The 24,084-nt window shown below is 66.5% G+C and carries 24 protein-coding genes and 1 riboswitch; of the genes, 15 read left to right on the plus strand and 9 right to left on the minus strand.

Features of this window, described 5'->3' with window-relative positions; translation table 11 throughout:
• Window positions 1-6: 6 nt before the first annotated feature.
• Window positions 7-1,098, minus strand: coding sequence for a 2-aminoethylphosphonate ABC transporter substrate-binding protein (gene phnS, locus D7S86_RS01850; protein ID WP_121082694.1), 1,092 nt, complete (start codon window positions 1,096-1,098; stop codon window positions 7-9).
• Here phnS and D7S86_RS29745 point away from each other — a divergent pair.
• The gene (locus tag D7S86_RS29745; RefSeq protein ID WP_166444076.1) at window positions 1,025-1,345 is read left to right on the plus strand and encodes a hypothetical protein; all 321 of its coding nucleotides are present in this window, start codon (window positions 1,025-1,027) and stop codon (window positions 1,343-1,345) included. The genes phnS and D7S86_RS29745 overlap by 74 nt on opposite strands.
• Before the next feature lie 354 nt (window positions 1,346-1,699).
• Here D7S86_RS29745 and D7S86_RS01860 read toward each other — a convergent pair whose 3' ends face one another.
• Window positions 1,700-2,455 (minus strand): DeoR/GlpR family DNA-binding transcription regulator, encoded by a 756-nt coding sequence (locus tag D7S86_RS01860; protein WP_121082700.1) that lies wholly within the window; start codon window positions 2,453-2,455, stop codon window positions 1,700-1,702.
• Between the two features lie 144 nt (window positions 2,456-2,599).
• Between D7S86_RS01860 and D7S86_RS01865 the strand changes: the two genes are divergently transcribed.
• Both D7S86_RS01865 and D7S86_RS01870 read left to right on the plus strand, forming a co-directional pair.
• Window positions 2,600-3,769, plus strand: coding sequence for a TIGR03364 family FAD-dependent oxidoreductase (locus D7S86_RS01865; protein ID WP_240647955.1), 1,170 nt, complete (start codon window positions 2,600-2,602; stop codon window positions 3,767-3,769).
• A gap of 286 nt (window positions 3,770-4,055) precedes the next feature.
• Window positions 4,056-4,292: a hypothetical protein gene (locus D7S86_RS01870; RefSeq protein ID WP_121082703.1), complete on the plus strand. Its 237-nt coding sequence runs from the start codon at window positions 4,056-4,058 to the stop codon at window positions 4,290-4,292.
• A 52-nt stretch (window positions 4,293-4,344) separates the two neighbouring features.
• Here D7S86_RS01870 and D7S86_RS01875 read toward each other — a convergent pair whose 3' ends face one another.
• Both D7S86_RS01875 and D7S86_RS01880 read right to left on the minus strand, forming a co-directional pair.
• Complete coding sequence (locus tag D7S86_RS01875; protein ID WP_121082706.1) at window positions 4,345-5,571, minus strand: low temperature requirement protein A; 1,227 nt, start codon at window positions 5,569-5,571, stop codon at window positions 4,345-4,347.
• A gap of 96 nt (window positions 5,572-5,667) precedes the next feature.
• On the minus strand, window positions 5,668-6,156 hold the full coding sequence (locus tag D7S86_RS01880; protein WP_121082710.1) for a hypothetical protein: 489 nt from the start codon (window positions 6,154-6,156) through the stop codon (window positions 5,668-5,670).
• Window positions 6,157-6,314: 158 nt separating this feature from the next.
• Here D7S86_RS01880 and D7S86_RS01885 point away from each other — a divergent pair, with 158 nt between their 5' ends.
• From D7S86_RS01885 to D7S86_RS01910, 5 genes are all read left to right on the plus strand, one after another.
• Window positions 6,315-6,746 carry a surface-adhesin E family protein gene (locus tag D7S86_RS01885; protein ID WP_121082713.1) on the plus strand — a complete coding sequence of 144 codons (432 nt, stop codon included), beginning with the start codon at window positions 6,315-6,317 and terminating at the stop codon, window positions 6,744-6,746.
• 285 nt (window positions 6,747-7,031) lie between these two features.
• A complete protein-coding gene (locus D7S86_RS01890; protein ID WP_240647956.1) occupies window positions 7,032-9,065 on the plus strand; it encodes an AI-2E family transporter in 2,034 nt (677 codons plus the stop codon).
• Between the two features lie 95 nt (window positions 9,066-9,160).
• Entirely contained in the window at window positions 9,161-9,946 is a 786-nt protein-coding gene (gene map, locus D7S86_RS01895; RefSeq protein WP_121082716.1) for a type I methionyl aminopeptidase, read from the plus strand.
• A 321-nt stretch (window positions 9,947-10,267) separates the two neighbouring features.
• Window positions 10,268-10,443: riboswitch (yybP-ykoY riboswitch) on the plus strand.
• A gap of 2 nt (window positions 10,444-10,445) precedes the next feature.
• Window positions 10,446-11,459: a sodium:calcium antiporter gene (locus tag D7S86_RS01905; protein WP_121082720.1), complete on the plus strand. Its 1,014-nt coding sequence runs from the start codon at window positions 10,446-10,448 to the stop codon at window positions 11,457-11,459.
• A gap of 229 nt (window positions 11,460-11,688) precedes the next feature.
• The gene (locus D7S86_RS01910) at window positions 11,689-12,426 is read left to right on the plus strand and encodes a DNA-3-methyladenine glycosylase I (RefSeq protein WP_121082722.1); all 738 of its coding nucleotides are present in this window, start codon (window positions 11,689-11,691) and stop codon (window positions 12,424-12,426) included.
• 175 nt (window positions 12,427-12,601) lie between these two features.
• Here the strand turns inward: D7S86_RS01910 and D7S86_RS01915 are convergent, their stop codons facing one another.
• From D7S86_RS01915 to D7S86_RS01930, 4 genes are read right to left on the minus strand one after another with little or no spacing between them, the layout of a single operon-like run.
• Window positions 12,602-12,844, minus strand: coding sequence for a hypothetical protein (locus tag D7S86_RS01915; RefSeq protein ID WP_121084198.1), 243 nt, complete (start codon window positions 12,842-12,844; stop codon window positions 12,602-12,604).
• Window positions 12,845-12,888: 44 nt separating this feature from the next.
• Window positions 12,889-13,974, minus strand: coding sequence for a prolyl aminopeptidase (gene pip / locus D7S86_RS01920; RefSeq protein ID WP_121082725.1), 1,086 nt, complete (start codon window positions 13,972-13,974; stop codon window positions 12,889-12,891).
• Between the two features lie 21 nt (window positions 13,975-13,995).
• Window positions 13,996-15,393, minus strand: a complete 1,398-nt coding sequence (locus D7S86_RS01925; RefSeq protein WP_121082728.1) for an FAD-binding oxidoreductase — start codon at window positions 15,391-15,393, stop codon at window positions 13,996-13,998.
• Window positions 15,390-16,370, minus strand: coding sequence for an isopenicillin N synthase family dioxygenase (locus tag D7S86_RS01930; RefSeq protein WP_121082731.1), 981 nt, complete (start codon window positions 16,368-16,370; stop codon window positions 15,390-15,392). The genes D7S86_RS01925 and D7S86_RS01930 overlap by 4 nt, the downstream gene beginning before the upstream one ends.
• A gap of 275 nt (window positions 16,371-16,645) precedes the next feature.
• Here D7S86_RS01930 and D7S86_RS01935 point away from each other — a divergent pair, with 275 nt between their 5' ends.
• The 5 genes from D7S86_RS01935 to hutC all read left to right on the plus strand — a co-directional run bounded on the left by D7S86_RS01935 (window position 16,646) and on the right by hutC (window position 20,627).
• Window positions 16,646-17,482 carry a transporter substrate-binding domain-containing protein gene (locus D7S86_RS01935; protein ID WP_121082734.1) on the plus strand — a complete coding sequence of 279 codons (837 nt, stop codon included), beginning with the start codon at window positions 16,646-16,648 and terminating at the stop codon, window positions 17,480-17,482.
• A 122-nt stretch (window positions 17,483-17,604) separates the two neighbouring features.
• Window positions 17,605-18,255, plus strand: coding sequence for an amino acid ABC transporter permease (locus tag D7S86_RS01940; RefSeq protein WP_121082737.1), 651 nt, complete (start codon window positions 17,605-17,607; stop codon window positions 18,253-18,255).
• Between the two features lie 9 nt (window positions 18,256-18,264).
• Window positions 18,265-18,930 (plus strand): amino acid ABC transporter permease, encoded by a 666-nt coding sequence (locus D7S86_RS01945; RefSeq protein WP_121082740.1) that lies wholly within the window; start codon window positions 18,265-18,267, stop codon window positions 18,928-18,930.
• A gap of 36 nt (window positions 18,931-18,966) precedes the next feature.
• A complete protein-coding gene (locus D7S86_RS01950) occupies window positions 18,967-19,863 on the plus strand; it encodes an amino acid ABC transporter ATP-binding protein (RefSeq protein ID WP_420813185.1) in 897 nt (298 codons plus the stop codon).
• Window positions 19,860-20,627 (plus strand): histidine utilization repressor, encoded by a 768-nt coding sequence (gene hutC, locus D7S86_RS01955; protein WP_121082743.1) that lies wholly within the window; start codon window positions 19,860-19,862, stop codon window positions 20,625-20,627. Before D7S86_RS01950 ends, hutC begins: the two co-directional genes overlap by 4 nt.
• 7 nt (window positions 20,628-20,634) lie before the next feature.
• Here hutC and D7S86_RS01960 read toward each other — a convergent pair whose 3' ends face one another.
• Complete coding sequence (locus D7S86_RS01960; protein ID WP_121082745.1) at window positions 20,635-21,654, minus strand: GlxA family transcriptional regulator; 1,020 nt, start codon at window positions 21,652-21,654, stop codon at window positions 20,635-20,637.
• 341 nt (window positions 21,655-21,995) lie between these two features.
• On the opposite strand from D7S86_RS01960, the gene D7S86_RS01965 reads away from it, so the two are divergent.
• Window positions 21,996-22,964 (plus strand): sugar ABC transporter substrate-binding protein, encoded by a 969-nt coding sequence (locus D7S86_RS01965; protein WP_121082747.1) that lies wholly within the window; start codon window positions 21,996-21,998, stop codon window positions 22,962-22,964.
• 113 nt (window positions 22,965-23,077) lie between these two features.
• The gene (locus tag D7S86_RS01970; RefSeq protein ID WP_121084202.1) at window positions 23,078-24,064 is read left to right on the plus strand and encodes an ABC transporter permease; all 987 of its coding nucleotides are present in this window, start codon (window positions 23,078-23,080) and stop codon (window positions 24,062-24,064) included.
• Window positions 24,065-24,084 lie beyond the last annotated feature (20 nt).

Here is a 24,084-nt window from a genome sequence, read left to right on the forward strand (position 1 = left end):
CGGGCCTTACTGCTTGGGCTTGACGACGTCGAGCGGTTTGCCCGAATCGGCGATCACATTGCTTTTCCAGCGCGTGACCCAATCCGCCTTCTTCGCCATGACCGCGTTCCAGTCCACGGGAATGAGCTCGACGCCCGTGATCGCCTGCTTGACGGCTTCGCCGTTCTTGCCCGTGAGCGGCACGTCGGTGCGCGCGGGAATGCCGAAGATATCGGGCACTTTGGCCTGGACCTCGGACGACATCAGATAGTCGATCAGCTTGCGGCCCTCGTCGGCGTTCGGCGCACCCTTGATCAAGCCGATCGCATAGGGCAACTGGAACGTCGTCGGCTTGCCGCCCGGCTTGACCGACAGAAACACGGGTTTCAGCGAGAGACCGCCGTTGGCCGCATCGTCGAGGTCCATCTGCAGATCGCCGTTGGCGACGGACAACTCGTCGCGCGAGAGCAGCACGTCGAGATAGCCCGTGCCCTTCGTGTGGAATTTAACGCTTTGTTCGAGCTTCTTCAGGTAGTCGAAGGCCTTGTCCTCACCCATCAGCGAACTCGTCAGGATGATGACGGCCATGCCGTCGCCCGCCGTCGCCGGATTCGAATAGGCGACCTTGCCCGCATAGGCGGGGTTCAGCAAATCGTCGAACGTTCTCGGGTCCGGCTTGACCTTGTCGGGATTGATCGCGAACGAGAAGTAGTTGTTGACGAACGTCGACCATGCGCCGTCGGTTGATTTCGCGATCTCGGGCACGTTCTTGTAGTTCGCGCTTTGGTACGGTTGGAGCAGGCCCGATTGCGCGGCCTGCTGGATGAAAGGCGGCAACGTGACGATCACGTCGGCCTTCGGCGAATCCTTCTCGACCGTGGCGCGATTCACGACTTCGCCGCTGCCGGCCGTCACGATCGCGACCTTGACGCCTTCCTTTTTCTCGAAGGCAGGCAAGACGTCCTTGTAGAGATTCTCGAGGCCGTCCGCGGTATAGAGCACGACTTCGCCCGCGGCAAATGCATGGGGCGCGACGCCGAGCGTGATGAGCATCGCGGCGGCGCATCGCAAGGTGCGGGCCAGCGGGCGGGATGCGCGCGGTTCGGTGAGGGTGGTCATGGCTCGGTTTCTCCGTGGGTCGGGACGCTGGTGGCCGGCGAATCGGCCGGATGAATGCGTGTCGAAGATCGTGCGTGTCGAGGCTGCGGTGCGCGCGATCGCCGACGAATCTCGATTCGATCCCATGTTCGCAAGCGCGCTCGAACTCGATGGCCGGCGTCTCGGTGCGACGTGGGATCAGACAGGTCCAAGCTTCATCGCATCGTATGACGCAACGATGACGATGCAAAAAAATTCCAACAACTGACACATTTCGCCACTAAACTACACGGGCTCGAAACGGGCAAGCGACGAAAAATGTGGCGTGTGAATTCGGCGGGAAGGGCCGCCGGCGCGGCGCGCACGTGCGTTTGCGTGCCCCGCGCACGGACGGTGTGTTGCGTCAGAGGTGAATGGAGCGTGGTGTGCGCGAATGATTTGCGTGCGATGACTTGGCGTCGAGACGCGCGTGATGCGTGCGCGGCCGGCGCTTCGCGCGCAATCGCGATGGCGCGCCGTCAAGCGACGAAGTGATCAGGCGATAAGGAGATCGAAAGACCGACAGATCGGATGGTCGAAAGACCGAGCGGTCGGGAGATCGAGCGGTCCGGCGATCAGGCGATCAGGCGATCAGCAGTTCCGGTCCGGCGGCCGACAACGCTTTGCGCAGCGCCTTGTCGGGCGCGAGTTCGGTGACGAGGTATCGCGCGGATTCGAAGTTCGCGACGCGCACGGGCGTCACGTGGCCGAACTTCGAATGGTCGGCGACGACGATCGCGGTCTGCGCGGCGACGAGCATGCACGCGCGGACTTCGGCCGCCATGCGCGTGTAGTCGGTCAATTGAGCATTCGAGGAGATGCCGCCCGCGCCGACGATCGCGATGTCCGTGCGGTACTGGCGCAACTGATGGAGCGTGTCGAGTCCGAACGTGGCGTCCTCGTGATCCGAGAGTTCGCCGCCGAGCACGGTGAGACGGTTGTCGTTGCGGCGTCCGAGCAGCAGCGCGATGCGCCAGTCGTTCGTGTAGATCGTGAGATTGCGGCGTTCGAGGAGCTCGCGCGCGACCGCGAGCGTGGTGCTGCCCGAATCGATGACGAGCGATGCGCCGTCGGGGATGAGTTCGGCCGTGCGGCGCGCGATCGCGCGTTTCGCGGCGGCGTTCGATGCTTCGCGCGTGTCGACGTCGGGCTCGGTGCGATCGGCGGTCAGCGCGCCGCCATGCGTCGTGACGAGCAGGCCGCGCTCGGCCAGCGCATTGAGATCGCGCCGGATCGTTTCGCGCGAGACGTCGAGTTCGTGCACGAGTTCGGCGACCGACAGGGCGCCTGTGCGGCCGAGCTGTTCGAGGATCCGTTGCTGTCTCTGTTTCGCAAGCATGGGCGCGGGCGGGGGCGTGGATGACGATGGGGTTGGGAAGCGCGGCTATTTTATACGGCCTGCGCGATGCGGTATGCCGCATGCACGGCGCGACGCGCGATGCGCGCGCGCATGCGTCTGCGGTCTTTTGCAAGGAGCTTCAGATTGGATGCTGTCAAACCTGTTCGCGAAACCGACATCGCGATTGTCGGAGCGGGAATACTCGGCTTGTCTCATGCGTATGCGGCCGCGTTGCGCGGTCTTCGCGTGACCGTCTTCGAGCGCACGGGCACGCCGACGGGCGCCTCGATCCGCAACTTCGGACAAGTGCTCGTGACCGGCCAGCCGCCGGGCCCCATGCTCGCGCTCGCGAAGGCATCGCGCGCGATCTGGCAACACTGGGCATCGCAGGCGGGGTTCTTTGCGCGAGAGGCGGGGTGCTTGCTGTTCGCTCGCACGGACTGCGAAGTCGCCGTCATCGACGAGTTCGTCGAAACGCGCGCGCAAAGCGGCGGTTACGACGTCGCACGGCTCGACCAGGCGGCGCTCGGCGCACTCTACGACGGCCGCTTCGCGCATCATCGGGCCGCGCTGCACGGGCGCGAGGACATGCAGGTGTTTTCACGCGAGGCGTTGCCCGCGATCATCGCGTATCTGCGCGATCGCCTCGGCGTCGAGTTCGTGTTCGACACGCTCGTCAGGCATGTCGACGACGGCTACCTCGATACGACGGCCGGTGCATGTCGCGCGGCGCATATCGTCGTGTGCTCGGGCCACGACTATCTGACGCTGCTCTCGGATGCGCTCGCCGAGATCGGACCGCGCGTCTGTCGTTTGCAGATGCTGCGCGTGCGCCCGACGCGCGAGATCGCGCTTCGCCACGCACTGCTCACGGGACTCAGCTGCTTGCATTACGGCGCGTTTTCGGATCTGCCGTCCGCGCGCGCGTTGCTCGACGACGTCCGGCGCACGGCGCCCGAGCTGCTCGACGCGGGCATTCATTTGCTCGCGAGCCCCGCGCCCGACGGCAGCGTGATCATCGGCGATTCACACGACTACAACTCCGATCCGATGCCGTTCAACGACGAGCGCGTCGATCGGCATCTGCTGGATTTGGCCGAGCGTCTATTCGATGAGCCGCTCGCCGTCGTCCAGCGATGGCAGGGTGTCTACGGATCGCGCGCGCGGCACGAGCGGCCGTTCAGCGTGCTCAAGGCATCGCGCGGCGTCACGGGTGTCTGGATGCATACGGGCGTGGGCATGAGCGTCGGCCCGGGACTCGGCGAGTCCGTGATGGCGGAGATCGTCGAGCACCGCATGCGAAGCGCGGCGTGAGCGGCAGCATGCAATGTGCCGCGAATAGCGGCGCGCAGCGTGTCGTGAATTGCGGCATGAAGCGCGCGTGAATCGCGGCGTGAATCGATGCACGAGTCGGTGCACGAGTCGGTGCCGCGCGCGCCGTGTGTCGGCCGGGTCCGGTCGACGGAGGGCGCGATATCGGACGCGCGCCTAAAATACGGTCTATCGGCGCCGGATACGTCGCAGCGGTGGATTGACCGCCTCGATCGATGCGCCGTGCCATCGCGATGACGCGCTGGCCCTTGCGTTCAAGAGGTGAACAATGAGCCGTAGAGTGTGGATCGGCGCGCGCGGCGCCCTGGCGATCGCGCTGGCCGCGATCGGTGCGATCTCGATCGCCGGATGCGCGACGAACGATCCGGTCTGGCAGCGCAATCAGGCCGAACTCAAGCAACTCGAAGCGTGCGGATACGTGCCCAAGGCGTTCGATCCCTACTACCCCGAGGATCTTCAGCGCGCCGAAGCGCGTGCCGAGCGCGGCGAATGCGGGACGCATTGACGCGGCGCCCGGCCCGGACACGGGTGACGACGAGATCGCGTGCGTTCGAACGTCAGCGCGCCGGCGTGCGCGTCTCTGACGCGACCTCCGACCCGATCTCGGGCTCGGCGCCTCGTCTGCGCGACACGCTTTCCCACGCGGCGACGACGATGAGGATCAGCGTCGTGAGTCCCGCGACCATCAGCCTGTCCGTCTCGAACGCAAAAGGAAACAGCAGCAGTAACAGACCGATGCCGACGAGGTGCGAGAGCGGAAACGCACCATAGACGATGCGCTTGTACAGCGCATTGCCGAAGACATAGACCATCGGCGCGCCGACGAGCACGCATGCGGTCGCGAAGCGTATCCGCTCGTCGGGGTGTTCGATGACGAGGTCATCGCCCGCCGCGACACCGATCACGCCCGCCACGAGAATCGCGTGGACGTAGTGGAAATAGGCGGCCATCTGCCCGGGCCGCTCCGCGCGCGCGATCCGTTCCGAACCGGCGCGGCTGCTCGTATCGAAGTAGATCCACCAGAGCGCGACGGTGCCGAGGAAGCAGACGAGAAACGCGATGATGCCGGGCGCATCCCACTGCCGCGTCTCGCTGAGCGTGCCGCCCGTCGATAGCAGCGATTCGCCGAGCACGATGATCACGAACGCCTGGCATCGCTCGGCGATATGACTGCCTTCGGCGCTTTGCCAGTCGCTCGACCGTGAACGTCCGAGCCCCGGCAGCGCGAAGCCGAACATCGGCGACACGTATTCGCAGACCACCGCGGCGAGCCAGAGCGCGAGCCGCGCCGGCCCCTCGACCAATGCGCCGGCGATCCAGAGCACGCCCGAGATCGAGAGCCAGCCCGTGATCCGCTTGAAGTTGTCGCTCAAGGCATGGCCGTGGCCGAGAAAGCGCACGGCCACGAGACTGCGGCCGACCTGCATCACGACATAACAGAGCGCGAACGTCAGGCCGCGGTCGTCGAACGCGAGCGGCAGGCTCGCGGACATGACCGTGCCGATCAGCATGATCGCGAGCAGCAGCACGCGCACGGGCAGACGGTCGGGGTCGAACCAGTTCGTGACCCAGCACGTGTATTGCCATCCGAGCCAGACGGCGAACCAGAGCACGATGGTCTGCAGGCCGCCGAGCAACGTGAGGTCGCCCGCGAGCTTGTGCGAAAGCTGGGTCACGGCGAACGCATAGACGAGGTCGAAGAACAGTTCGACGTTCGTCACGCGCGCTTCCTCGCCTGTGCGCTCGCGGAGATAGCGCGCCGGACGGCGCAGGGATTCGGGCATCGGGCGGGCTCCTTGTCGTTGTCGGCGGTGCGCCGTGCCGCATCAGCATGCAGCAAAGCGACGACCGCTGGCAATGCGCCCGCGCGTGTCCGCGCGCTACTGTTGTTGGGAGGCTGCGCCGGCGTTCGGGGCCGGGGCGGCGTCGGGGGGCGCCATCGGCGGCGTACCCGCGGGCGCCGACGCGGCGCTGTCGTTCGAGGCGCTCGACGTGCCGCGCGTGCCGCGTCCGCCGCCCGAACCGGAACCGCGGCCGTGGCCGTGCTTGCCCGAGTCCGCCGCCGGGTCGCTGGCCGCGACCGGTTTCGCGGGCGGATTCGTGATGAATTTCCAGTTGTCGTTGATCGCGCCGCTCTGCGGACCGTCGTCGACCGTCACGCGATGCGTGAACACGCTGCTTTGGACCGGTTCGCTCGCTTGCGCGAAGGCCGACGACGCCGCGCCCAGCGCAGCGAACGCGAGCGCGGCCTGGGCGATTCGCGCGCGAATCGTGCGCGATCGGGCGAGGTCGCGGCGCGCGTGCGCGTGGAGCGACGAAGCGGCGTTCGCAGGCCGCGCGCACGACGAAAACAGGTAAGGCTTGAGCATGAAAAGAAGCGCGGAAGAATGGCGTCGCGAGGATTCTAGCGGCGTGTGCTCGCGGAGGTTGTCACGGCGTTTTACGTGCCGTTACGTGCGTGTTGGCGCACAAACGCACCGTACCGTGCCGAGTCGGCTAGACTTGCGGTTCGCCTTTGAGGAGTGCCATGAGAAATGTGTTGTTGCCGGTGCTCTGCGCCGCCGTTCCGCTTGTTGTCGCATCGGCGACCGTGGGCGCCCAGCCGCTCGGAGACTGGATTCCGATCGCGCAAAGCCAATCCGAAACGCTGCTGATGAAACGCACGGCCGCCGAGATCTACCCGGACGGCACGCGCCGCGCATTGGTCAAGACAGCGTATCAGGCGCCGCAGTCGGCCGGCGGCATCGAGTTCACGACCACGATCGCGCGTATCGTGTTCGACTGTAAGAAGCATCAGGCGAAGATCGTCCACACCGATTTCATCGAAGCGAGCGGCGAGATCGCGTATGCCGACGACGTGCCCGACGCGCCGTACAGCCCGATCGAACCCGATTCGGCGCCCGCGCTCGTCGAACAGGTCGTCTGCCTGCCCGGGAAGCCGAAGAAGAAAGCAGACTGAACAAGCGGTCCCGGCGAGCGGTCCCGCAAATCAGACTCGTTATAAGGACCGCGCCGCGCGGACCGCGTATGCGGGCTCAGTACGCGGTCCTCGCGAACCCGGGAAGCCGCGCGGGCGTTGCCGTTATTGCGCCGTGGCCGGCACGGGAATGCCGCTTGCTCGACGATGCGCGGCGATGCGCGGCGATGCGCGATCGTCGGGCATTGCCGCGCGCGGAACCCTGTCGGAACCCTGTTGCACGATCGAACCGCCGCCAGCCTTACCGGCGCTTAGAGTGGGAAATTTATGAATGGCGTACCCAAGCCGCCGCGACCGCCCGCACAGGTCGCGCCGGTCGAAGCTCCGGGCATCCGCGTCCTCACGACGCTGATCGCGACCGTCATCATCGTCTGCGCGCTCTATTTCGGGCGCACGGTGCTGATCCCGATCACGCTCGCGATTCTGCTGAGCTTTCTGCTCGCGCCGCTCGTCGACGGCCTGCGCTCGATCGGGCTCGGCCGGATTCCGGCCGTGATCTCGGCGATCGTCTTCGCGTTGCTCGTCGTGCTCGGCGTCGGCGGTCTGATCGGCGTGCAGGTCGCGCAGCTCGCGTCGTCGCTGCCGCGCTACCAGGCCACGATCGAGGACAAGATCGAGACGGTCCAGGAGAAGACGCTCGGCCGCGCCGACGATCTGCTCACGCGCGCCGCGCACGCGCTCAAGGAATCCGGACAGCATGTGCAGGACAGCACGACGCCGGGCCCCAACGATGCGGATACCGACGTGCGGCCTTTGCCGGTCGAGGTCCACGAGCGCCACGCGTCGCCGCTCGAACTCGCGCAGCGTTATCTGTCGCCGGTGTTCGACCCGCTCGCGACGTCGGGCATCGTGCTCGTCGTCGCGATCTTCATCCTGATCCAGCGCGGCGATTTGCGCGACCGCCTGATCCGGCTCGTCGGGTCGAGCGACCTGCATCGGACGACGACCGCGCTTGACGAAGCCGCGCGGCGGCTGAGCCGGTATTTCGTCGCGCAGCTCTCGATGAACGCGGGCGTGGGCCTCGTGATCGCGCTCGGGCTCGTCGTCATGGGCGTACCGGGGGCGCTGCTGTTCGGCGTGCTCGCCGCATTGCTGCGCTTCGTGCCGTACGTCGGATCGTGGCTCGCGGCCGCGGCCGCGGCGATTCTCGCCGCGGCGGTTCAGCCGAACTGGACGCTGTTCGTCTGGACCATCGTGCTGTTCGGATTCATCGAAATCCTCGCGTCGCAGGTCATCGAGCCGGTGCTCTACGGGCACAGTTCGGGACTTTCGCCGTTCGCCGTCATCGTCGCGGCGATTTTCTGGAGCTGGATCTGGGGGCCGATCGGCCTGATCCTGTCGACGCCGCTGACGCTGTGCCTCGTGATTCTCGGCCGGCACGTGGACCGGCTGCAGTTCCTCGAAGTGCTATTCGGCGATCGACCCGCGCTGACGCCCGACGAGAACTTCTATCAGCGCATTCTCGCGGGCGATCCCGACGAAGCCCTCGCGCAAGCCGAGGTCCTGCTGCGCGAGAACGCGCTGACGGCCTACTACGACGAGGTGTCGATCAAGGGCCTGCGGCTCGCCTACAACGACATGGCGCGCGGCGTGGTCACCGAAACGCAGTTGCGCCGGATCAAGCAGGCCACGCGCGACCTCATCGAAGGACTCGAAGACGTCGCCGACCGGAGCGCGCATGTGACGCAGGCCGGCGAAGGCCCCGCGATCGGCGACCTGCTGCCCGAACGCCTCGAGGGCGCGCCGCGCGCGGCGCCCGCATCCGTGCCCGAGCACACGGCCGCGCGTCGTGCGGTGCTCTGCATTTCGGGGCGCGGCGAACTCGACGAGCTCATGGTGTCGATCGCGATGCAGTTGCTGCGCAAGCACGGCCTCGACGTGACGCACGTCGCGTCGGATACGCTGCCGCGCGACAGTCAGGCCGTCGAGCAGGTCGTGCGCGCCGAGGTCATCTGCATTCTGTCGTTCGACGCCGAATACCTGCCGTTCTATCTGCGGTACCTGACGCGGCGCATCGAGCAGCGCGTGCCCGACGCGACCGTCGTGTTCGGACTCGGACGCGACTGGGCGCCGTCGATGCCGAAGGCGAGCGGACCGCTCGCCGACCTCGGCAACGCGAATCTCGTCGCGACGCTGCGCGAGCTGATCGAGGCCTGCGTGCTGGCCGCTCAACTCGGACCCGGCGAGCGTCTGCCGGTGCGGCCGCGCGACGCTGACCCGGAGGCCGACGGCGAGCGCGATGCCGAGCGCGATGCGGCGGCCGGTGCGGCATCCGCGACGGCGCATGCGACGTCGCATTGAGCGCGGCGCGCTCCAAGCAGTCCTGCGCGATGGTCGATAAAATAGCGCGACGTCCGCGCGGAATCGTCCGCGCGGCTTCATACAGTCGAGCTTGAATGGCCCTTACCTACAAAACCCCGGACGACATCGCGAAGCTGCGCATTTCGGGGCGTCTCGCCGCCGACGTGCTCGAGATGATCGCGCCGCACGTGCGGCCCGGCGTGACGACGGATGAGCTCGATGCGATCTGCCACGACTTCATCGTCAACCATCAGCGCGCGATTCCGGCCAATGTCGGCTATCACGGCTTTCCGAAGACGATTTGCGCTTCGGTCAACCATGTCGTGTGCCATGGCATTCCGAGCGCCAAGCAGACGCTCAAGGACGGCGACATCATCAATATCGACGTCGCGGTCATCAAGGACGGTTACTACGGCGACACGAGCCGGATGTACTTCGTGGGCGCGCCGAGCCCGAAAGCGAAGCGGCTCGTCGAGACGACCTACGAGGCGATGGTCGCCGGTATTCGGCAGGTGCGTCCGGGCGCGACGCTCGGCGACGTCGGCCATGCGATCCAGCGCGTCGCGCATCGCGAGGGCTATTCGATCGTGCGCGAGTATTGCGGACACGGCATCGGCAAGATCTACCACGAGGAGCCTCAGGTGCTCCACTACGGCCAGCCCGGCACCGGATTGCGCTTGAAGACCGGCATGGTGTTCACGATCGAGCCGATGGTCAATCTCGGGCGCGCGGCTACGCAGGTGCTCGACGACAACTGGACCGTCATCACGCGCGACAAGTCGTGGTCCGCGCAGTGGGAACACATGATCGCGGTGACCGACGACGGCTATGAGGTGTTGACGTCCTGGCCCGACGGCACGGGCGAATATCCGGTGCCCTGACGCGTTGCAGTGCAATGCGTTTTTTGTCGCGAGGCGTGGCATTGCGTAGCGTTCGTGAGTGCGTGTTGTGTTCGCGGCGTGTCAGAGCGCGGAGGGCGCGCGTCCGCGCGGCGTCTTCGTAGCGCGATCGAACATGCGCGCATGCACATGCACATGCACATGCACATGCACATGCACATGCACATGCACATGCACATGCACATGCACATGCACATGCACATGCACATGCACATGCACATGCGCGTGCCGAATCGACGCGTCGCCGCCGCTCTTTGCTCGAAAATTGAAATCTTGTCGAAAGCTTCGCCGGTCGCTAGAATGCGCTCCGTCATTGGGGAGTAGTCTTCTTCCTCTCAAGGAAGAGAGCGCGTCAACATCATCGGCCGCGGCCGTGGCGCGTTCGACCTTCACGGTTTGGCGAGACCATTGACGCGCTGTTTCGTTCTGGCCGGACGGAAGCGGTGCGTCATGGAAATCGCGTCCGGCCACAGGGGCTCGCGTGACTTCTCTCGTTCTCGAATTGCTGCTGATGCTGGTGATGATTCTCGCCGCGGCAGAACTGTTCACCAACGCCCTCGAACATCTCGGCGAGCGGCTCAAGATCTCCGAAGGTGTCACGGGCTCGCTGTTCGCGGCGGTCGGCACCGCCCTGCCCGAAACGACCGTGCCCTTGCTCGCGATCCTGTCCGGCGACGGCGCGACGGGACGCGTCAACGAGGAGATCGGCGTCGGCGCGATTCTCGGCGCGCCCCTCATGCTCGCGACGCTCTCGACATTTTTGATGACCATCGCCGTGCTGCGCGTGCGCACGCTGTCGGGACGCATCGCGCCCGAGCGCTCGGGATTCGAGCGCGATCTGAACTTCTTTATCGGCGCCTTCGTGCTCGCGACGGCCGCGATGTTCGTGCCGCATCAGAACCTGATCGTGCGCGCGCTGATCTCGCTCGCGCTCGTCGGCGTCTATGTCGGCTATGTGGCGTCGACGCTGCGTGCGTCGGGTACGCTCGTCGAGGCCGGGCACGGCACGGAGGCCGAGGGCACGATGCTGCTCGCGCGGCTCGGTTTGCCGACGACGCTCGTGACGATCGTCGCGCAACTGGCGATCGCGGTCGCGTTGCTCGTCGGCGGCGCGAAGGGGTTTATCCATGGCGTCGAGGGCGTATCGAAGGCGCTCGGCGTGTCGGCGCTGCTGCTGTCGCTGCTGATCATTCCGATCGCGACCGAATTGCCCGAGAAGATCAACAGCATTCTCTGGATCCGGCGCGGCAAGGACACGCTCGCGTTCGGCAACATCACGGGCGCGATGGTGTTCCAGGGCACGCTGTTGCCCGCGATCGGCATCCTGCTCACCCCATGGGAGCCGCGCATCGAGGTGCTGACCGGCGTCACGATCACGCTTGCCGCGGCGATCTGGGTGCGTCTGCATTCGCGCACGCGCGGCGTGCGCGTCTGGGCGCTGCTCGTCAACGGCGGGCTCTACGCCGCGTATCTCGCGATCACGCTGGCGCGCTGAGCGCGCGTGAACGATGCTTTCGTGCGGTGCGGTGCGGTGCGGTGCGGTGCGGTGCGGTGCGGTGTGCGTGCACGTGTGCGCAAGTGTCGCCGAGCTCCCGTCGGGGGCGCATGACGCGGGCGTCGCGTGACACGCCGTACGCGTCTTCTTTGGCAGAATCCTGCATGCCGACCGCGCGAGCGTCGCACGACCCTTTACACTTGCACGGCCTCGCGAACGGAGACCTCCGATGCCATCCCCAAGCAAGCCATCGACGAAGACCGCACCCAAAGCGCTCGATGCACCCAAAGCGCCCAAAGCACCCAAAGCACCCAAAGCGCTCGACGTGCCCAAAGCGCCCGATGCGCCCGACACACGATCCGTCGCCGCCGTCGCGCGTTGTCACTGGTGCGGCGAGATTCCCGAGTATCAGCACTATCACGATCACGAGTGGGGCTTTCCCGTCGACGACGACCGGCGTTTGTTCGAGAAGATCTGCCTCGAAGGGTTTCAGTCGGGTTTGAGCTGGATCACGATCCTGCGCAAGCGCGAAGCGTTCCGGCGCGCGTTCGTGAACTTCGACGCGCGCAAGGTCGCGCGCTTCGACGAGCGGGATATCGAGCGTCTGCTTGCCGACGCGGGCATCGTGCGCCATCGCGGCAAGATCGAAGCGGCGATCAACAACGCGCAACGCCTGCTCGAATTGCTCGAAACCGAAAACTCGCTCGCGGCCTTTCTCTGGCGCTTCGAACCCGATCCGAAGACGCGGCCGACGAAGCTCACGCGCGAGCTGCTGAGCACGATGGCGACGTCGCCCGAGTCGATCGCGATGAGCAAGGAACTCAAGAAGCGCGGATGGAAGTTCGTCGGGCCCACGACGATGTACGCGCTGATGCAGGCGATGGGCCTCGTCAACGATCATCAGGACGGCTGCGACGCACGCACGCGCGCGCTCGCGGCGCGCAAGGCGTTCAAGGTGCCGACTTGAAGGTCCGGGAGCGGAATCGCTCGGCCCTCATTCTCCGAGAACCTGGGTCTTCGCGCCCCTTAGTCCGTCGGTCCCTGAGGCACTGAGTCCCCGAGTCCCTAAGGTCTCGGGCTCCCAAATCCTAAAGTTCCCCAGTCCCCAGTCCCCAGCCCCCCAAGTCCCCGAGGCGCGCGGCTCAGCGTTCGCCGTCGAGCAGATCGTTGAGCAGGCCGTCGAAGCCCATTTGCGCGTCTTCGAGTTCCTGCAGCGCGGCGTCGAGGACCTGCAGCGCGAGCTTCGACGGCTGGCCGCCGCCTTCGGGCGGAAACTGCGACTGCAGGGACGTGAACGCCGCCTGGACCTTGTGTGTCGCGGCCACGACGCGTTCCATCGCTTGCGCTTCTTCGGCGCGTTTCTGTGCTTCAGTCGGTTCGTTCATGAGGCTCTCTTCGGCGGGCGTCGCGCGATGCGACGGTTCGCGCATTATCCTCGCGCGGCGTGTTCGCGGGTATCGACACGGTTATCGACGCGGGCGCCGGCACCGGTATCGGCATAGAGCCGCTCGGCGTCGCGCCGGAGCGCGTCCGCGATGCCGGGCTCGAACGTGTAGTGTCCCGAGGCCTTGACGATCGACAACTGCGCACCGGACCACGCATCGGCGAGCGCCTGGGCCTGATCGGCGGGGCAGACCATGTCGAAGCGGCCGTGCACGATATAGCAGGGCAGATGCGCGATGCGGTGGACCTGCAGCAGCAGATCGGGCGGCGGCAGTTCGTCGGCCATATAGTGCCGTTCGAGCAGCGCCATCGAAATGGCCGACGAGGGGACGGCAGGGGAAGCGGCTTGCGTCGCCGTCGCGGGCGCGTCTTGCGCGTCATCGCCCGATTTCGCCGATGCGTCCTCGGGCATCGGACCGACCGCCGACAACCCGTATTCATAGTTCGACCACAACTGCGCGAGACGCAGACCGGCCGTATCGAAACGCGTGAGCGGCGCCTGCGCGAAGTCGAGCACCTGGGCCGCGTTCGCGGGCCGTCGGCCGCTCGCGCGCTCGATCGCGTCGAGAAAACGCGCGTGCGCGTCGGGGAACACGCGCCGCACGTCCCAGAGGAACCAGTCGATATCCTGCCGCCGCGCGAGAAAGATCCCGCGCAGCAGAAAGCCCGTGCAGCGCTCGGGGTAGCGCGCGCCGTACGCGAGCGCGAGCGTCGTGCCCCACGATCCGCCAAATACGGCCCACGCCTCGATGCCGAGCGCCGCACGCAGCGCATCGGTGTCCTCGACGAGCTTCGCGAGCGTGTTCGCGCGCAATTCGCCGAACGGCGTCGAGCGTCCGCAGCCGCGTTGATCGAACATGACGACGCGCCAGCGTGTCGCGTCGAAGAACTCGGCCCAGCGCGGATTCGACGCGCCGCCGGGCCCGCCGTGCAGGATCACGACGGCGGGGCCGTCGGGATTGCCATGGCTGCGCCAATAGATCGTGTGCCCGTCGCCGACGTCGAGCATGCCTTCGCGAAAGCCGGGGCGTGCAGCGGGGGCCGCGGGGCCGTCGTTCTTCAGATCTTCCATCGATGTGTGTGCGGGAGAAACCTAGACGGGCAGCAGCTTACCCGGGTTCAGGATCCCGCGTGGATCGAGCGCCTGTTTGATCGCGCGCATCGTCGCGAGCTCGGCCGCGCTGCGCGAGACCGGCAGGAAGTCGCGCTTGAGCACGCCGATGCCGTGCTCGGCCGAAATCGAACCCGCGTAGGGCGCGAGCAGCGCGTAGAGTTCGCGATCGATGACGTCGTGCGGGACGCCGGGCACGCTCCGGCCATCGACGGTCACGTGGAGATTCGAGTCGCCGATATGGCCGAAGTAGTAGGAGACCTGACCGGGCCAGCATTGCTCGAATCGCGCGCGGCACGCGTCGGCGAAGCGCCCGATCGCGCCGATCGGCAGGCTCACGTCGAAGTTCACGGGTTCGAGCCGGCTCGGAAATTCGGCGGTCGCCTCGCGAATCGCCCAGAGCGCGCGCGTCTCGGCGAGCGATTGCGCGATCACGGCGTCGCGCAGCGCGCCCGCTTCGAGCGCCTGCATGAGCACGTCGGAGAACGCCACACCGCGATCCTCGGGGTCGAGTCCCGCGTGCTCGATCAACGCGTACATCGGATGCCGCGCATCGAACGGCGAGCGCGCGCCCGGCGTCAGCGAGACGCCGAAGTCAAAAAAGTCCGGCCACATGATCTCGAACGCGCCCACGTCATTGCCGAAACGCGCGCGCATCGTGTTGAGCAGCGCGACGGCCGCCTCGTAGCCGTCGAGCGCGACGAGCGCCGTATGCCGCGCGCGGCGCGGCGGCGCGAGCTTCAGCACCGCGCGCGTGATGACGCCGAGCGTGCCTTCGGAACCGATGAACAGATGCTTGAGGTCGTAGCCCGTATTGTTCTTGACCATCTTGTTCAGCGAACTCAGGACCGTGCCGTCGGCGAGCACGACTTCGAGGCCGAGCGTCTGGTCGCGCGCGGTGCCCGACTGGATCACGCGATTGCCACCCGCATTGGTCGCGAGATTGCCGCCGATCTGGCACGAGCCGCGCGCGCCGAGATCGAGCGCGAGTTCGAAACCCGCCTCGCTCGCCGCCTGTTGCGCCGTTTCAAGCAGGGTTCCCGCGCGCACGGTCATCGTCGCCGACGCCGTGTCGATCTCCTCGACGCCCGCCAGCCGTTCGAGCGACATGGCGATATCGGACGCCCGCGCGATGGCCCCGCCCGCGAGCCCCGTCATGCCGCCCTGGGGTACGACGGGCTGATGCGCGTCATGACAGATCGCGAGCGCCCGCGCGACCTGCTCGGTCGTCGCGGGCATCAGCACGGCGGCCGGCCGCGTCGGCGTCATGCGCGTCCAGTCGGTCAACGCGCGCGCGCCGATCGCATCGCCCGTCCGGACCGCGTCGTCGCCGAGCGCGGCGCGCAGCGCGGCGAGCACGGCTGCGCTGTCGGGCGTCATGCGCTGCGCTTCCGGTAGGCCATCGAATCGTTGATGCGTCCGAGGATATAGTCGCCCGCCGCGATCGGTGCATAGCGCGCGGCATCGGCCGCGACGCCGAGTTCGCGCGGATCGACGCTGGCGTCGTAGGTCGGGTCGTAGAACGTCGCGATCGAATAGCGTTCGCGTCCCGAGCGATTGATCACGCGATGCAGCGTCGAGCGGTAGCGGTCGTTGCTCCAGCGCGCGAGCAGGTCGCCGACGTTCACGACGAAGGTGCCTGGCATCGACGGCGCGTCGATCCACGTATCGTTCGCGATCTCGCGGACCTGCAGACCGCCGACCGTGTCTTGCCAGAGCAGTGTGATGCAGCCGTAGTCCGTATGCGGCGCGACGCCGAACTGGTCGGCATCGGACATCGGCGGCTGCGGCGGGTAGTAGACCATCTGCGTGCGCTGCATGCGCTTCGTGTAGCGCGGCGCGAAGAAGTCGGGCGCGAGGCCGAGTCCGCACGCGATCGCGCGCAGCAGATCGGCGCCGCATGCGCCGATCGCCTCGTAGTAGTCGTAGAGCGCGGGCTGCAATTCGGGCATGAAGTCGGGCCAGTTGTTCGGCCCGCGCAGCGCCTGTCCCGCGCGCACGTCGGGATCGTCTTCGGGCAGTTCGAGGCCGATGCCGAAGAACTCCTTGAAATCGGGGCGCTTGGCCTGATACATCGTCGCGCCGCCGATCGCGTGAAAGCCGCGATGGCGCGCATTGACGGCAACGCGGCTTTTCGTGTCGGCCGGAAACGCGAAGAACGTACGCGCCGCGTGCTCGGCGCGATCGATCGTCTGTTGCGGCACGCCGTGATTCGCGAGATAGAAGAAGCCGATCTGCGTGCACGCCTCGTGGATCTCGCGGCCCACGCGCGCGAGCGCCGCGGGATCGTGGGCGCGCGGCTCGCCGCTGCGCAGTCCGCTGAAATCGATGATCGGAATCCGGTTCGACGACGACATACACGCTCCTGACCCATGGCAACCACGACCGTACACGGCCTCGACGGACCGCGCTTCTCACCTTGCATCCACACGCTGTATATACCGCGAAAACGCGGCGCGCAAGCGGCGCTTCCCCGAGTCACGCACCGCTGCGTGACGCACGCTCACGTATGCTCGATCAGGGCTGATCTTTATTTTTTTGCCTGAAAAGTGCGGTATATACTGCGTCGCACTGTTCGACCCCCGCGGGCCCGCGGCACGCTGTCATACCCTGGTTTACACGGAGATCTTTCATGAAGATTCTGGCAGGCTGGAAGCGCAGTTTGATGATGCTGGCCGTCTGTGCGGCCGGCGCGGTGAGTCTCGGCGCACATGCCGAAGACGAGCTCGCGAAGGTCAAGCAGGCCGGCGAACTCGTCGTCGGCACCGAAATGCAGTTCGCGCCGTTCGACTTCCTCGAGAACGGCCAGCAAGCCGGCTTCAACAAGGACCTGTTCGCCGAAGTCGGCAAGGAACTCGGCGTCAAGGTTCGCTTCATCGATCTGCCGTGGCCGAGCGTCTTGCCGGGCCTCGAAGCCGGCAAGTTCGACATGGTCGGCGGCCCGCTCACGATGACCAAGGCGCGCGCCGAACGGTATGCGTTCTCGCTGCCGATCGCCGATGCGACCGACGCGCTGCTCAAGCGCGCGAATGACGCGAGCCTCAAGACCTCGGCCGATATCTCGGGCAAGGTCGTCGGCGCGGGCAAGAGCTCGGCGCAGCTCGATCAGCTCAAGACCTATATCGCGACGTTGCCCAAGCCGCCCGAAGTCCGCGAATACGTCGACAACAATCAGGCCTACGCGGACCTCGCCGCGGGCCGGATTTCGGCGGTCGCGAACTCGCTGACGAATATCGCCTACGTCGCGAAGCAGCGGCCCGACACGTTCGCGGTCGTGCAGCCCGCATTCGGCGCGAAGGTCTATTTCGCGTACTGCCTGCGCAAGGACGCCGACAGCAAGCCGCTGCTCGACGCCTTCAACGCGGCGCTCGTCAAACTCAACAAGGACGGACGGCTCGCGGCGCTCCAGAAGAAGTGGTTCGGCACCGCGATGGACGTGCCGACGACGGAACCGACGTTGAACTACTAAGCGCTTCGCGATCTCGCACACGCGGACCGGTTCGGCGCGCATGCCGAGCGGGTCCGCGGCGCCGCCCGCCGGCGAGCGCCTGTGCGAGGGGCGTCGAGGCGCGGATCGAACGCGACGGCATCATGTTCAGCTTCAGTGTCTTTCTCCAGGGCTTTCCGCTGCTGTTGCAGGCGGCGCTCGCGACGGTCGGCATCTCGGTGGCGGGACTGTTCATCGGATTCTTCGTCGCGGTCGGCGTCTGCAGCGCGCGGCTCTCGCACGACCGCTTCGCGCGCGCGTTCGGCGGCGCGTACGTGTTCTTCTTTCGCGGCGTGCCGCTGCTCGTGCAGTTGCTGCTCGTCTATTACCTGCTGCCGTTCGTCGGCATCAACGTGCCGCCGCTGGTGGCCGCGATCGGCAGTTGCGCGCTGTGCTCGGCGGCCTACGTCGCCGAGATTTTGCGCGGCGGCTTTCTCGGCATTCCGCCGGGTCAGATCGAAGCCGCGCGCCTGCTCGGACTGTCGCGCTTCGACATGCTCACGCGGATCCAGGTCCCGCAGGCCTTCCGCCTGACGCTGCCCGCACTCGGCAACGAAATGGTGCTGCTGCTCAAGGCCTCGTCGCTCGTCTCGGTCGTCGGCGTCGCCGAGCTCACGCGGACCTCGCAGAACATCGCGGCGAGCACGTATCGCCCGCTCGAAGCGTATCTCGCGGCGGCCCTGATTTATTTCGTCATCAACGGCGTGCTCGCGCTGCTCGCGCATTACGCCGAGCATCGCCTGCGGGCGGCGTGAGCGATCGTCATGGTGAGTTTCGACCCCGGTGTCATCACCCATAACCTGCCCGAGATCGCGCACGGCATGCTCGTGACGCTCGGCACATGGGCCTCGGGCGTGGCGATGGGCGTGGTCCTCGGTTTCCTGATCGCCGTCGTTCAATTGTTCGGCGGGCCCGGCGTGCGCGGCGCGCTGCGCATCTATATCGAACTGTTCCGAGGCACGCCGTTCCTGATCCAGCTCTTCCTGCTTTACTACGGCGGTCCGAGTTTCGGACTCACGCTCGAACCGCTGACGGCCGGCGTGCTCGGACTGGGCCTCTACGGCAGCGCCTATTTTGCCGAGGTCTTTCGCGGCGGATTCCAGTCGGTGCCGCGCGGGCATGTCGAAGCCGCGCAATGCCTGGGGCTCTCGCGCTGGCAGAGCATCGTGCGCATCCAGCTGCCGCAGATGCTCGTGATCATCGTGCCCGCGTTGACGAACCTCATCATCGTGCTCAGCAAGGAGACGGCCGTGCTCTCGATCGTGACGGTGCCCGAGCTGACCTTCGTGCTGACCGGTATCGGCACCGAGTCGTTCGCGTTCGTCGAGACCCTGCTCGCGCTGTGCGTCTGCTATCTCGCGCTTGTCGAGCTGACGTCGCATCTGGGCACGTGGGCCGAGCGCCGGCTGTCGCGCTTCGCGCTTCGCTGAACCTGGCAACTTGGGAATTTGGACGAGGACACCCCGATGAACACGACACAACCCGTCATGCGCAGCGCGTTGGCGGGCGCGCCCGGCGATGCAGCCGCTCCCGCGGACGCGGCGGGCAGCGCCGCGCGCGCGCCGGACGGCGCGTTGATCCAGGTGCGCGGGCTGCGCAAGCACTACGGCGACGTCGAGGTGCTGCGCGGCGTCGATCTCGACATCGGCAAGTCCGAAGTCGTCTGCATCATCGGCCCCTCGGGGTCGGGCAAAAGCACGCTGTTGCGGTGTCTCGCGTTTCTCGAGGAATACGATGCGGGCGACGTGCTCATCGAAGGTGAATTGCTCGGGTATGCGACGCGCAACGGCAAGCGCGTCAAGGCCTCGCATGCGCAGATCAATCACGCGCGCCGCAACGTCGGCATGGTGTTCCAGCAATTCAATCTGTGGCCGCACATGACCGCGGCGGGCAACGTCATGGAAGCGCTGCAGCGCGTGCGCGGACGCTCGCGCGACGAAGCGCGGCGCACGGCGCTCGCGATGCTCGATCGCGTCGGGCTCGCGGCGCGTGCGGATGCGTATCCGGCGAAGCTCTCGGGCGGGCAGCAGCAACGCGTGGCCATTGCGCGCGCGCTTGCGATGGAGCCGCACATCATGCTGTTCGACGAGCCGACGTCGGCACTCGATCCCGAACTCGTCGGCGAGGTGCTGCAGGTCATGAAGCAGCTTGCGCGCGACGGCATGACGATGGCGGTCGTCACCCACGAGATGGGATTCGCGGCGCAGGTCGCGGACAAGGTCGTGTTTATCGACGAAGGCCGGATCGCCGTGCAGGGCTCGCCGCACGACGTCTTTCACGACGCCGACCATCCGCGGCTTCGGCAATTCCTGCAGAACTACTTCGATCGCAACGCGTTCTGGACGCGAGGTGGCGATCAATGAGATCCGTGGCCTCGCGCGCGCCGCAGCGGGCACGGCATGCGGAGCCGGTCGCGCGCTATGCGCGCGTCAAGGAATATATCCGCACGACGATTCAGTCGGGCACGTGGCGCGCGGGCGATCGCATCCCGTCCGAGCTGAGTCTCGTCGATACGCTCGGCGTGTCGCGCATGACGATCAATCGCGCGCTGCGCGAGCTGACCGACGAGGGCGTCCTCACGCGGACGTCGGGCGTCGGCACGTTCGTCGCGCAGGCCAAGCCGCAGTCGACGCTGCTCATGATCGCCGATATCGGCGACGAGGTCCGTTCGCGCGGACACGAGTACACGTGCACGAACGTGGTCGTCACGCGCGAGGCCGCGCCCGCGCTCGTTTCGACGGCGCTCGGTCTCGAACCCGGTGCGTCGGTGTTCCGGATCATCTGTATCCATCGCGAGAACGGTTTGCCGGTTCAGCTCGAGGATCGTTACGTGAACCCCGCGATCGCGCCCGCGTTTCTCGAACAGGATTTCGAGCAGGTCCGGCCGTCGGAATATCTGAAGAGCATCGTGCCCGCGCACGAGATCGAACATATCGTCGATGCGGGACTGCCGACGCGGGCCGAAGCCCAATGGCTCGAAATCGCGCCTGAGGTGCCCTGTCTGACGCTCGCGCGCCGGACGTGGTGCGACGGTGTTGCCGTTACGTTCGCGCGGTTCGTGCATCCGGGGTCGCGCTATCGGCTCGGTTGCCGGTTCAGCCCCGATATGTCGCAGAGCCAGAGCTGAGGCCGGCCTAACCGCGCGTCGCGAGTTCGACGACGCCGCGCGAACGGAAGCGCGCGCGAAAATCCTGCGGCGCGACTTTCAGATGACGCTGGAACGCGAGCCGCATCGTCTCGAGCGAATTGAATCCGCAGCGGCGCGCGACGGTCGTCAGCGGGACGTCGCCGTCGGTCAGCAAGCGCCGCGCCGCATCGATGCGCAGCGCCTGCACGAACTTGCCCGGCGGCGTGCCGAGCGCTTCGGCGAAGCGGCGCGCGAAATTGCGCGGACTCATCGACACGCGCGACGCAAGGCGTTCGATCGAAAGGTCGCCGTCGAGATGCTCGGCCATCCAGCGCGTGAGTTCGGCAAATCGGTCGGGGTCGGCCGCGCTCGCTTCGGCGGCCATATGCGCGCTGAATTGCGACTGTCCGCCGGGCCGCCGCAGGAAGACGACGAGTTCGCGCGCGACCGCCAGCGCGATCGGCCGGCCGAGATCCTGCTCGATCAGCGCGAGCGCGACGTCGATGCCGGCCGTGACGCCCGCCGACGTATAGAACTTCCCGTCGTGTATGAAGATCGCGTCGGCGTCGACTTCGATGCCCGCGAAGCGCCGCGCGATGACGTCGCAGTATTTCCAGTGCGTCGTCACGCGGCGGCCGTCGAGTTGCCCGGTCGCCGCGAGCACGAACGCGCCCGTGCAGATCGATACGACGCGCGCGGCTTTGTTCGCGAGGCGTCCGATCGCCGCGACCGCCGCGGCATCGTCGGCCGCCATGCGCGCGCCGCGACCGCCACACACGACGAGCGTGTCGGGTTCGAGGCTTTCGTCGAAGAAGCTCACGCGTGCGTGCAGTTCGAGGCCCGACGCCATCGGCACGAGCCCGACGCGCGGGCCGGCGAACGTGATCGCGTAGGCGGGCGCGCGTCCGTTGCGCTCGCATGCGGTGTTGGCTTCGGCGAACGCATCCATCGGACCCGTGACGTCGAGCATCTGAGCATCGTCGAACGCCACGAGCACGATGCGATGACGTGAAGCGTCGGTGGCCATGCACATCACTCCTGAACCCGGGCAATAAGCGCGATTCTAGGCGTTCGACGGATTGGCATCAATGTCAGTTCGTCCAAGCTTTCTGCCAGATCCACCTCGCCTGAATGCGCTTGCCTATCGCGCGATCGCTCGGCGTTGGCGATTTTTTACGACCCGATCTGATCGTTTACCCGTCTTTTGAGCTTTGTTTCTTGACGCTCGAATCTCGAACGGTTTTACTAATTCACATGAAGTGATTTAGTGATGAGACCGGCGAATCTCCGGGGTGTCGCGCGTATCGCGATGCGTGCCCCGCGGCGCGACGCACGGTCACCCGTCGATAACAACCGGAGGAAGACGCCATGAAGCCACTCAAACGCACCCTGTTCGCGCTCGCCATGACGGCCAGCGCGGTCGCATTCGCCGATCAGCCGATCATCGGCCTGATCACGAAGACCGACACCAATCCGTTCTTCGTCAAGATGAAGCAGGGCGCGCAGCAGGCGGCGGATGCCGGGGGCGCGAAGTTGCTGGCGGCCGCGGGTCGCTACGACGGCGACAACGCGACGCAGGTCACCGCGATCGAAAACATGGTCGGCGCGGGCGCGAAGGCGATTCTGATCACGCCGAGCGATACGAAGGCGATAGTGCCGAGCATCAAGAAAGCCCGCGACGCGGGCGTGCTCGTCATCGCGCTCGACACGCCGACCGAGCCCAAGGAAGCGACCGATGCGCTGTTCGCGACCGACAATTTCAAGGCCGGCGAACTCATCGGCGAATACGCGAAGGCCGCGATGAACGGCAAGCCCGCGAAGATCGCGACGCTCGATCTCGCGCCGGGCATCAGTGTCGGCGTGTTGCGTCACACGGGCTTCCTCAAGGGCTTCGGCGTCAAGGACGGCGACCCGAGCATCGTCTGCAGCCAGGACACGCGCGGCGATCAGGCCAAGGGCCAGACCGCGATGGAAAACTGCCTGCAGAAGGACCCCGGCATCAATGTCGTCTACACGATCAACGAGCCCGCGGCGGCCGGCGCGTATCGCGCGCTGCAGGCGGCGGGCAAGGCGAAGGACGTGATCCTCGTGTCGATCGACGGCGGCTGCGAGGGCGTACGCAACGTCAAGGCCGGCCAGATCGCCGCGACCTCTCAGCAATACCCGCTCAAGATGGCCGCGCTCGGCGTACAGGCGGGCATCGAATACGCGAAGACCGGCAAGAAGCCGAGCGGCTATACCGACACCGGCGTCACGCTGATTACCGACAAACCGTTGAGCGGCATCGACAGCAAGGATACGAAGTTCGGTCTCGACGAATGCTGGGGCACGAAGTAACGCGCACCCGCATGCCGTAGCCGTCGCGGCCCCGGAGCCGGCCCTGCGCCGCGCGCGTCGAAGCGCGGCGCGCCCCCGGCCCGGTCGCCGCCCGCCTGACTCAGGAGCACATGATGAATGCCACACCCGCCTCACCGATCGCCAAGCCCAAGGCGAAGCTGTCCGACCACCTGCCGCCGCTGACCGTACTCGGGCCGCTCGTCGCGCTCGTGCTCGCGTGCCTCTTCTTTATTTCGCAGACGCCGCGCTTTCTGTCGGTCCAGAACCTCTCGCTGATCCTCCAGCAATCGATGGTCGTCGGGATCATCGCGATCGGGCAGACGCTGATCGTCCTGACCGCCGGCATCGATCTGTCGTGCGGCATGGTCATGGCGCTCGGCTCGGTCGTCATGAGCAAGGTCGCGGTGGCCAACGGCCTCAACCCGTATCTGTCGATCGTGCTCGGCGTCGCGGTCTGCACGGCGTTCGGCTTCGTCAACGGACTGCTCGTCACGCGCATCAAGCTGCCCGCGTTCATCGTGACGCTCGGCACGCTCAATATCGCGTTCGCGATCACGCAGATCTATTCGAACGCGGAGAGCATCTCGAACCTGCCCGCGCCGCTCACGTTCTTCGGCAACACGTTCGGCATCGGTGCGGGGACGGTTACCTACGGCACCGTGCTCATGCTGCTGCTCTATCTCGCGACCTGGTTCGTGCTGCGCGAAACCGCGCCGGGACGCCACGTCTACGCGATCGGCAACAACGCCGAAGCCGTGCGGCTCATGGGACTGCCGACGCAGCGCATCCTCATCACGGTCTACACGCTCGCGGGGCTCAGCTACGGCATTGCGGCGCTGCTCGCGGTCGCGCGGACCGGGGTCGGCGATCCGCAATCGGGGCAGACGGAAAACCTCGACAGCATCACGGCGGTCGTGCTCGGCGGCACGAGCCTGTTCGGCGGACGCGGCACGATGATGGGAACGCTGCTCGGCGTGCTGATCGTCGGGGTGTTCCGCAACGGGCTTACGCTGATCGGCGTCTCGTCGGTCTATCAGGTGCTCGTCACGGGGATCCTCGTGATCCTGGCCGTCTCGGCCGACAAGATTTCCCATCGCTAAGCACGGCGTCGCCAGGAGCC

The organism is Pararobbsia silviterrae (assembly GCF_003628125.1).
Classification (GTDB): Bacteria; Pseudomonadota; Gammaproteobacteria; order Burkholderiales; family Burkholderiaceae; genus Pararobbsia; species Pararobbsia silviterrae.

What these genes read in the sequence shown, in the direction of transcription:
- D7S86_RS29745 (WP_166444076.1), top strand. Translation starts at nt 1,025, where the DNA reads ATGAGCATCGCGGCGGCGCATCGCAAGGTGCGGGCCAGCGGGCGGGAT.
- D7S86_RS01890 (WP_240647956.1), top strand. Translation starts at nt 7,032, where the DNA reads ATGAATGGCGTACCCAAGCCGCCGCGACCGCCCGCACAGGTCGCGCCG.
- map (WP_121082716.1), top strand. Translation starts at nt 9,161, where the DNA reads ATGGCCCTTACCTACAAAACCCCGGACGACATCGCGAAGCTGCGCATT.
- D7S86_RS01925 (WP_121082728.1), bottom strand. Translation starts at nt 15,393, where the DNA reads ATGACGCCCGACAGCGCAGCCGTGCTCGCCGCGCTGCGCGCCGCGCTC.
- D7S86_RS01915 (WP_121084198.1), bottom strand. Translation starts at nt 12,844, where the DNA reads ATGAACGAACCGACTGAAGCACAGAAACGCGCCGAAGAAGCGCAAGCG.
- D7S86_RS01930 (WP_121082731.1), bottom strand. Translation starts at nt 16,370, where the DNA reads ATGTCGTCGTCGAACCGGATTCCGATCATCGATTTCAGCGGACTGCGC.
- D7S86_RS01940 (WP_121082737.1), top strand. Translation starts at nt 17,605, where the DNA reads ATGTTCAGCTTCAGTGTCTTTCTCCAGGGCTTTCCGCTGCTGTTGCAG.
- phnS (WP_121082694.1), bottom strand. Translation starts at nt 1,098, where the DNA reads ATGACCACCCTCACCGAACCGCGCGCATCCCGCCCGCTGGCCCGCACC.
- D7S86_RS01910 (WP_121082722.1), top strand. Translation starts at nt 11,689, where the DNA reads ATGCCATCCCCAAGCAAGCCATCGACGAAGACCGCACCCAAAGCGCTC.
- D7S86_RS01960 (WP_121082745.1), bottom strand. Translation starts at nt 21,654, where the DNA reads ATGGCCACCGACGCTTCACGTCATCGCATCGTGCTCGTGGCGTTCGAC.
- D7S86_RS01875 (WP_121082706.1), bottom strand. Translation starts at nt 5,571, where the DNA reads ATGCCCGAATCCCTGCGCCGTCCGGCGCGCTATCTCCGCGAGCGCACA.
- D7S86_RS01950 (WP_420813185.1), top strand. Translation starts at nt 18,967, where the DNA reads ATGAACACGACACAACCCGTCATGCGCAGCGCGTTGGCGGGCGCGCCC.
- hutC (WP_121082743.1), top strand. Translation starts at nt 19,860, where the DNA reads ATGAGATCCGTGGCCTCGCGCGCGCCGCAGCGGGCACGGCATGCGGAG.
- pip (WP_121082725.1), bottom strand. Translation starts at nt 13,974, where the DNA reads ATGGAAGATCTGAAGAACGACGGCCCCGCGGCCCCCGCTGCACGCCCC.
- D7S86_RS01870 (WP_121082703.1), top strand. Translation starts at nt 4,056, where the DNA reads ATGAGCCGTAGAGTGTGGATCGGCGCGCGCGGCGCCCTGGCGATCGCG.
- D7S86_RS01885 (WP_121082713.1), top strand. Translation starts at nt 6,315, where the DNA reads ATGAGAAATGTGTTGTTGCCGGTGCTCTGCGCCGCCGTTCCGCTTGTT.
- D7S86_RS01965 (WP_121082747.1), top strand. Translation starts at nt 21,996, where the DNA reads ATGAAGCCACTCAAACGCACCCTGTTCGCGCTCGCCATGACGGCCAGC.
- D7S86_RS01935 (WP_121082734.1), top strand. Translation starts at nt 16,646, where the DNA reads ATGAAGATTCTGGCAGGCTGGAAGCGCAGTTTGATGATGCTGGCCGTC.
- D7S86_RS01860 (WP_121082700.1), bottom strand. Translation starts at nt 2,455, where the DNA reads ATGCTTGCGAAACAGAGACAGCAACGGATCCTCGAACAGCTCGGCCGC.
- D7S86_RS01880 (WP_121082710.1), bottom strand. Translation starts at nt 6,156, where the DNA reads ATGCTCAAGCCTTACCTGTTTTCGTCGTGCGCGCGGCCTGCGAACGCC.
- D7S86_RS01945 (WP_121082740.1), top strand. Translation starts at nt 18,265, where the DNA reads ATGGTGAGTTTCGACCCCGGTGTCATCACCCATAACCTGCCCGAGATC.
- D7S86_RS01970 (WP_121084202.1), top strand. Translation starts at nt 23,078, where the DNA reads ATGAATGCCACACCCGCCTCACCGATCGCCAAGCCCAAGGCGAAGCTG.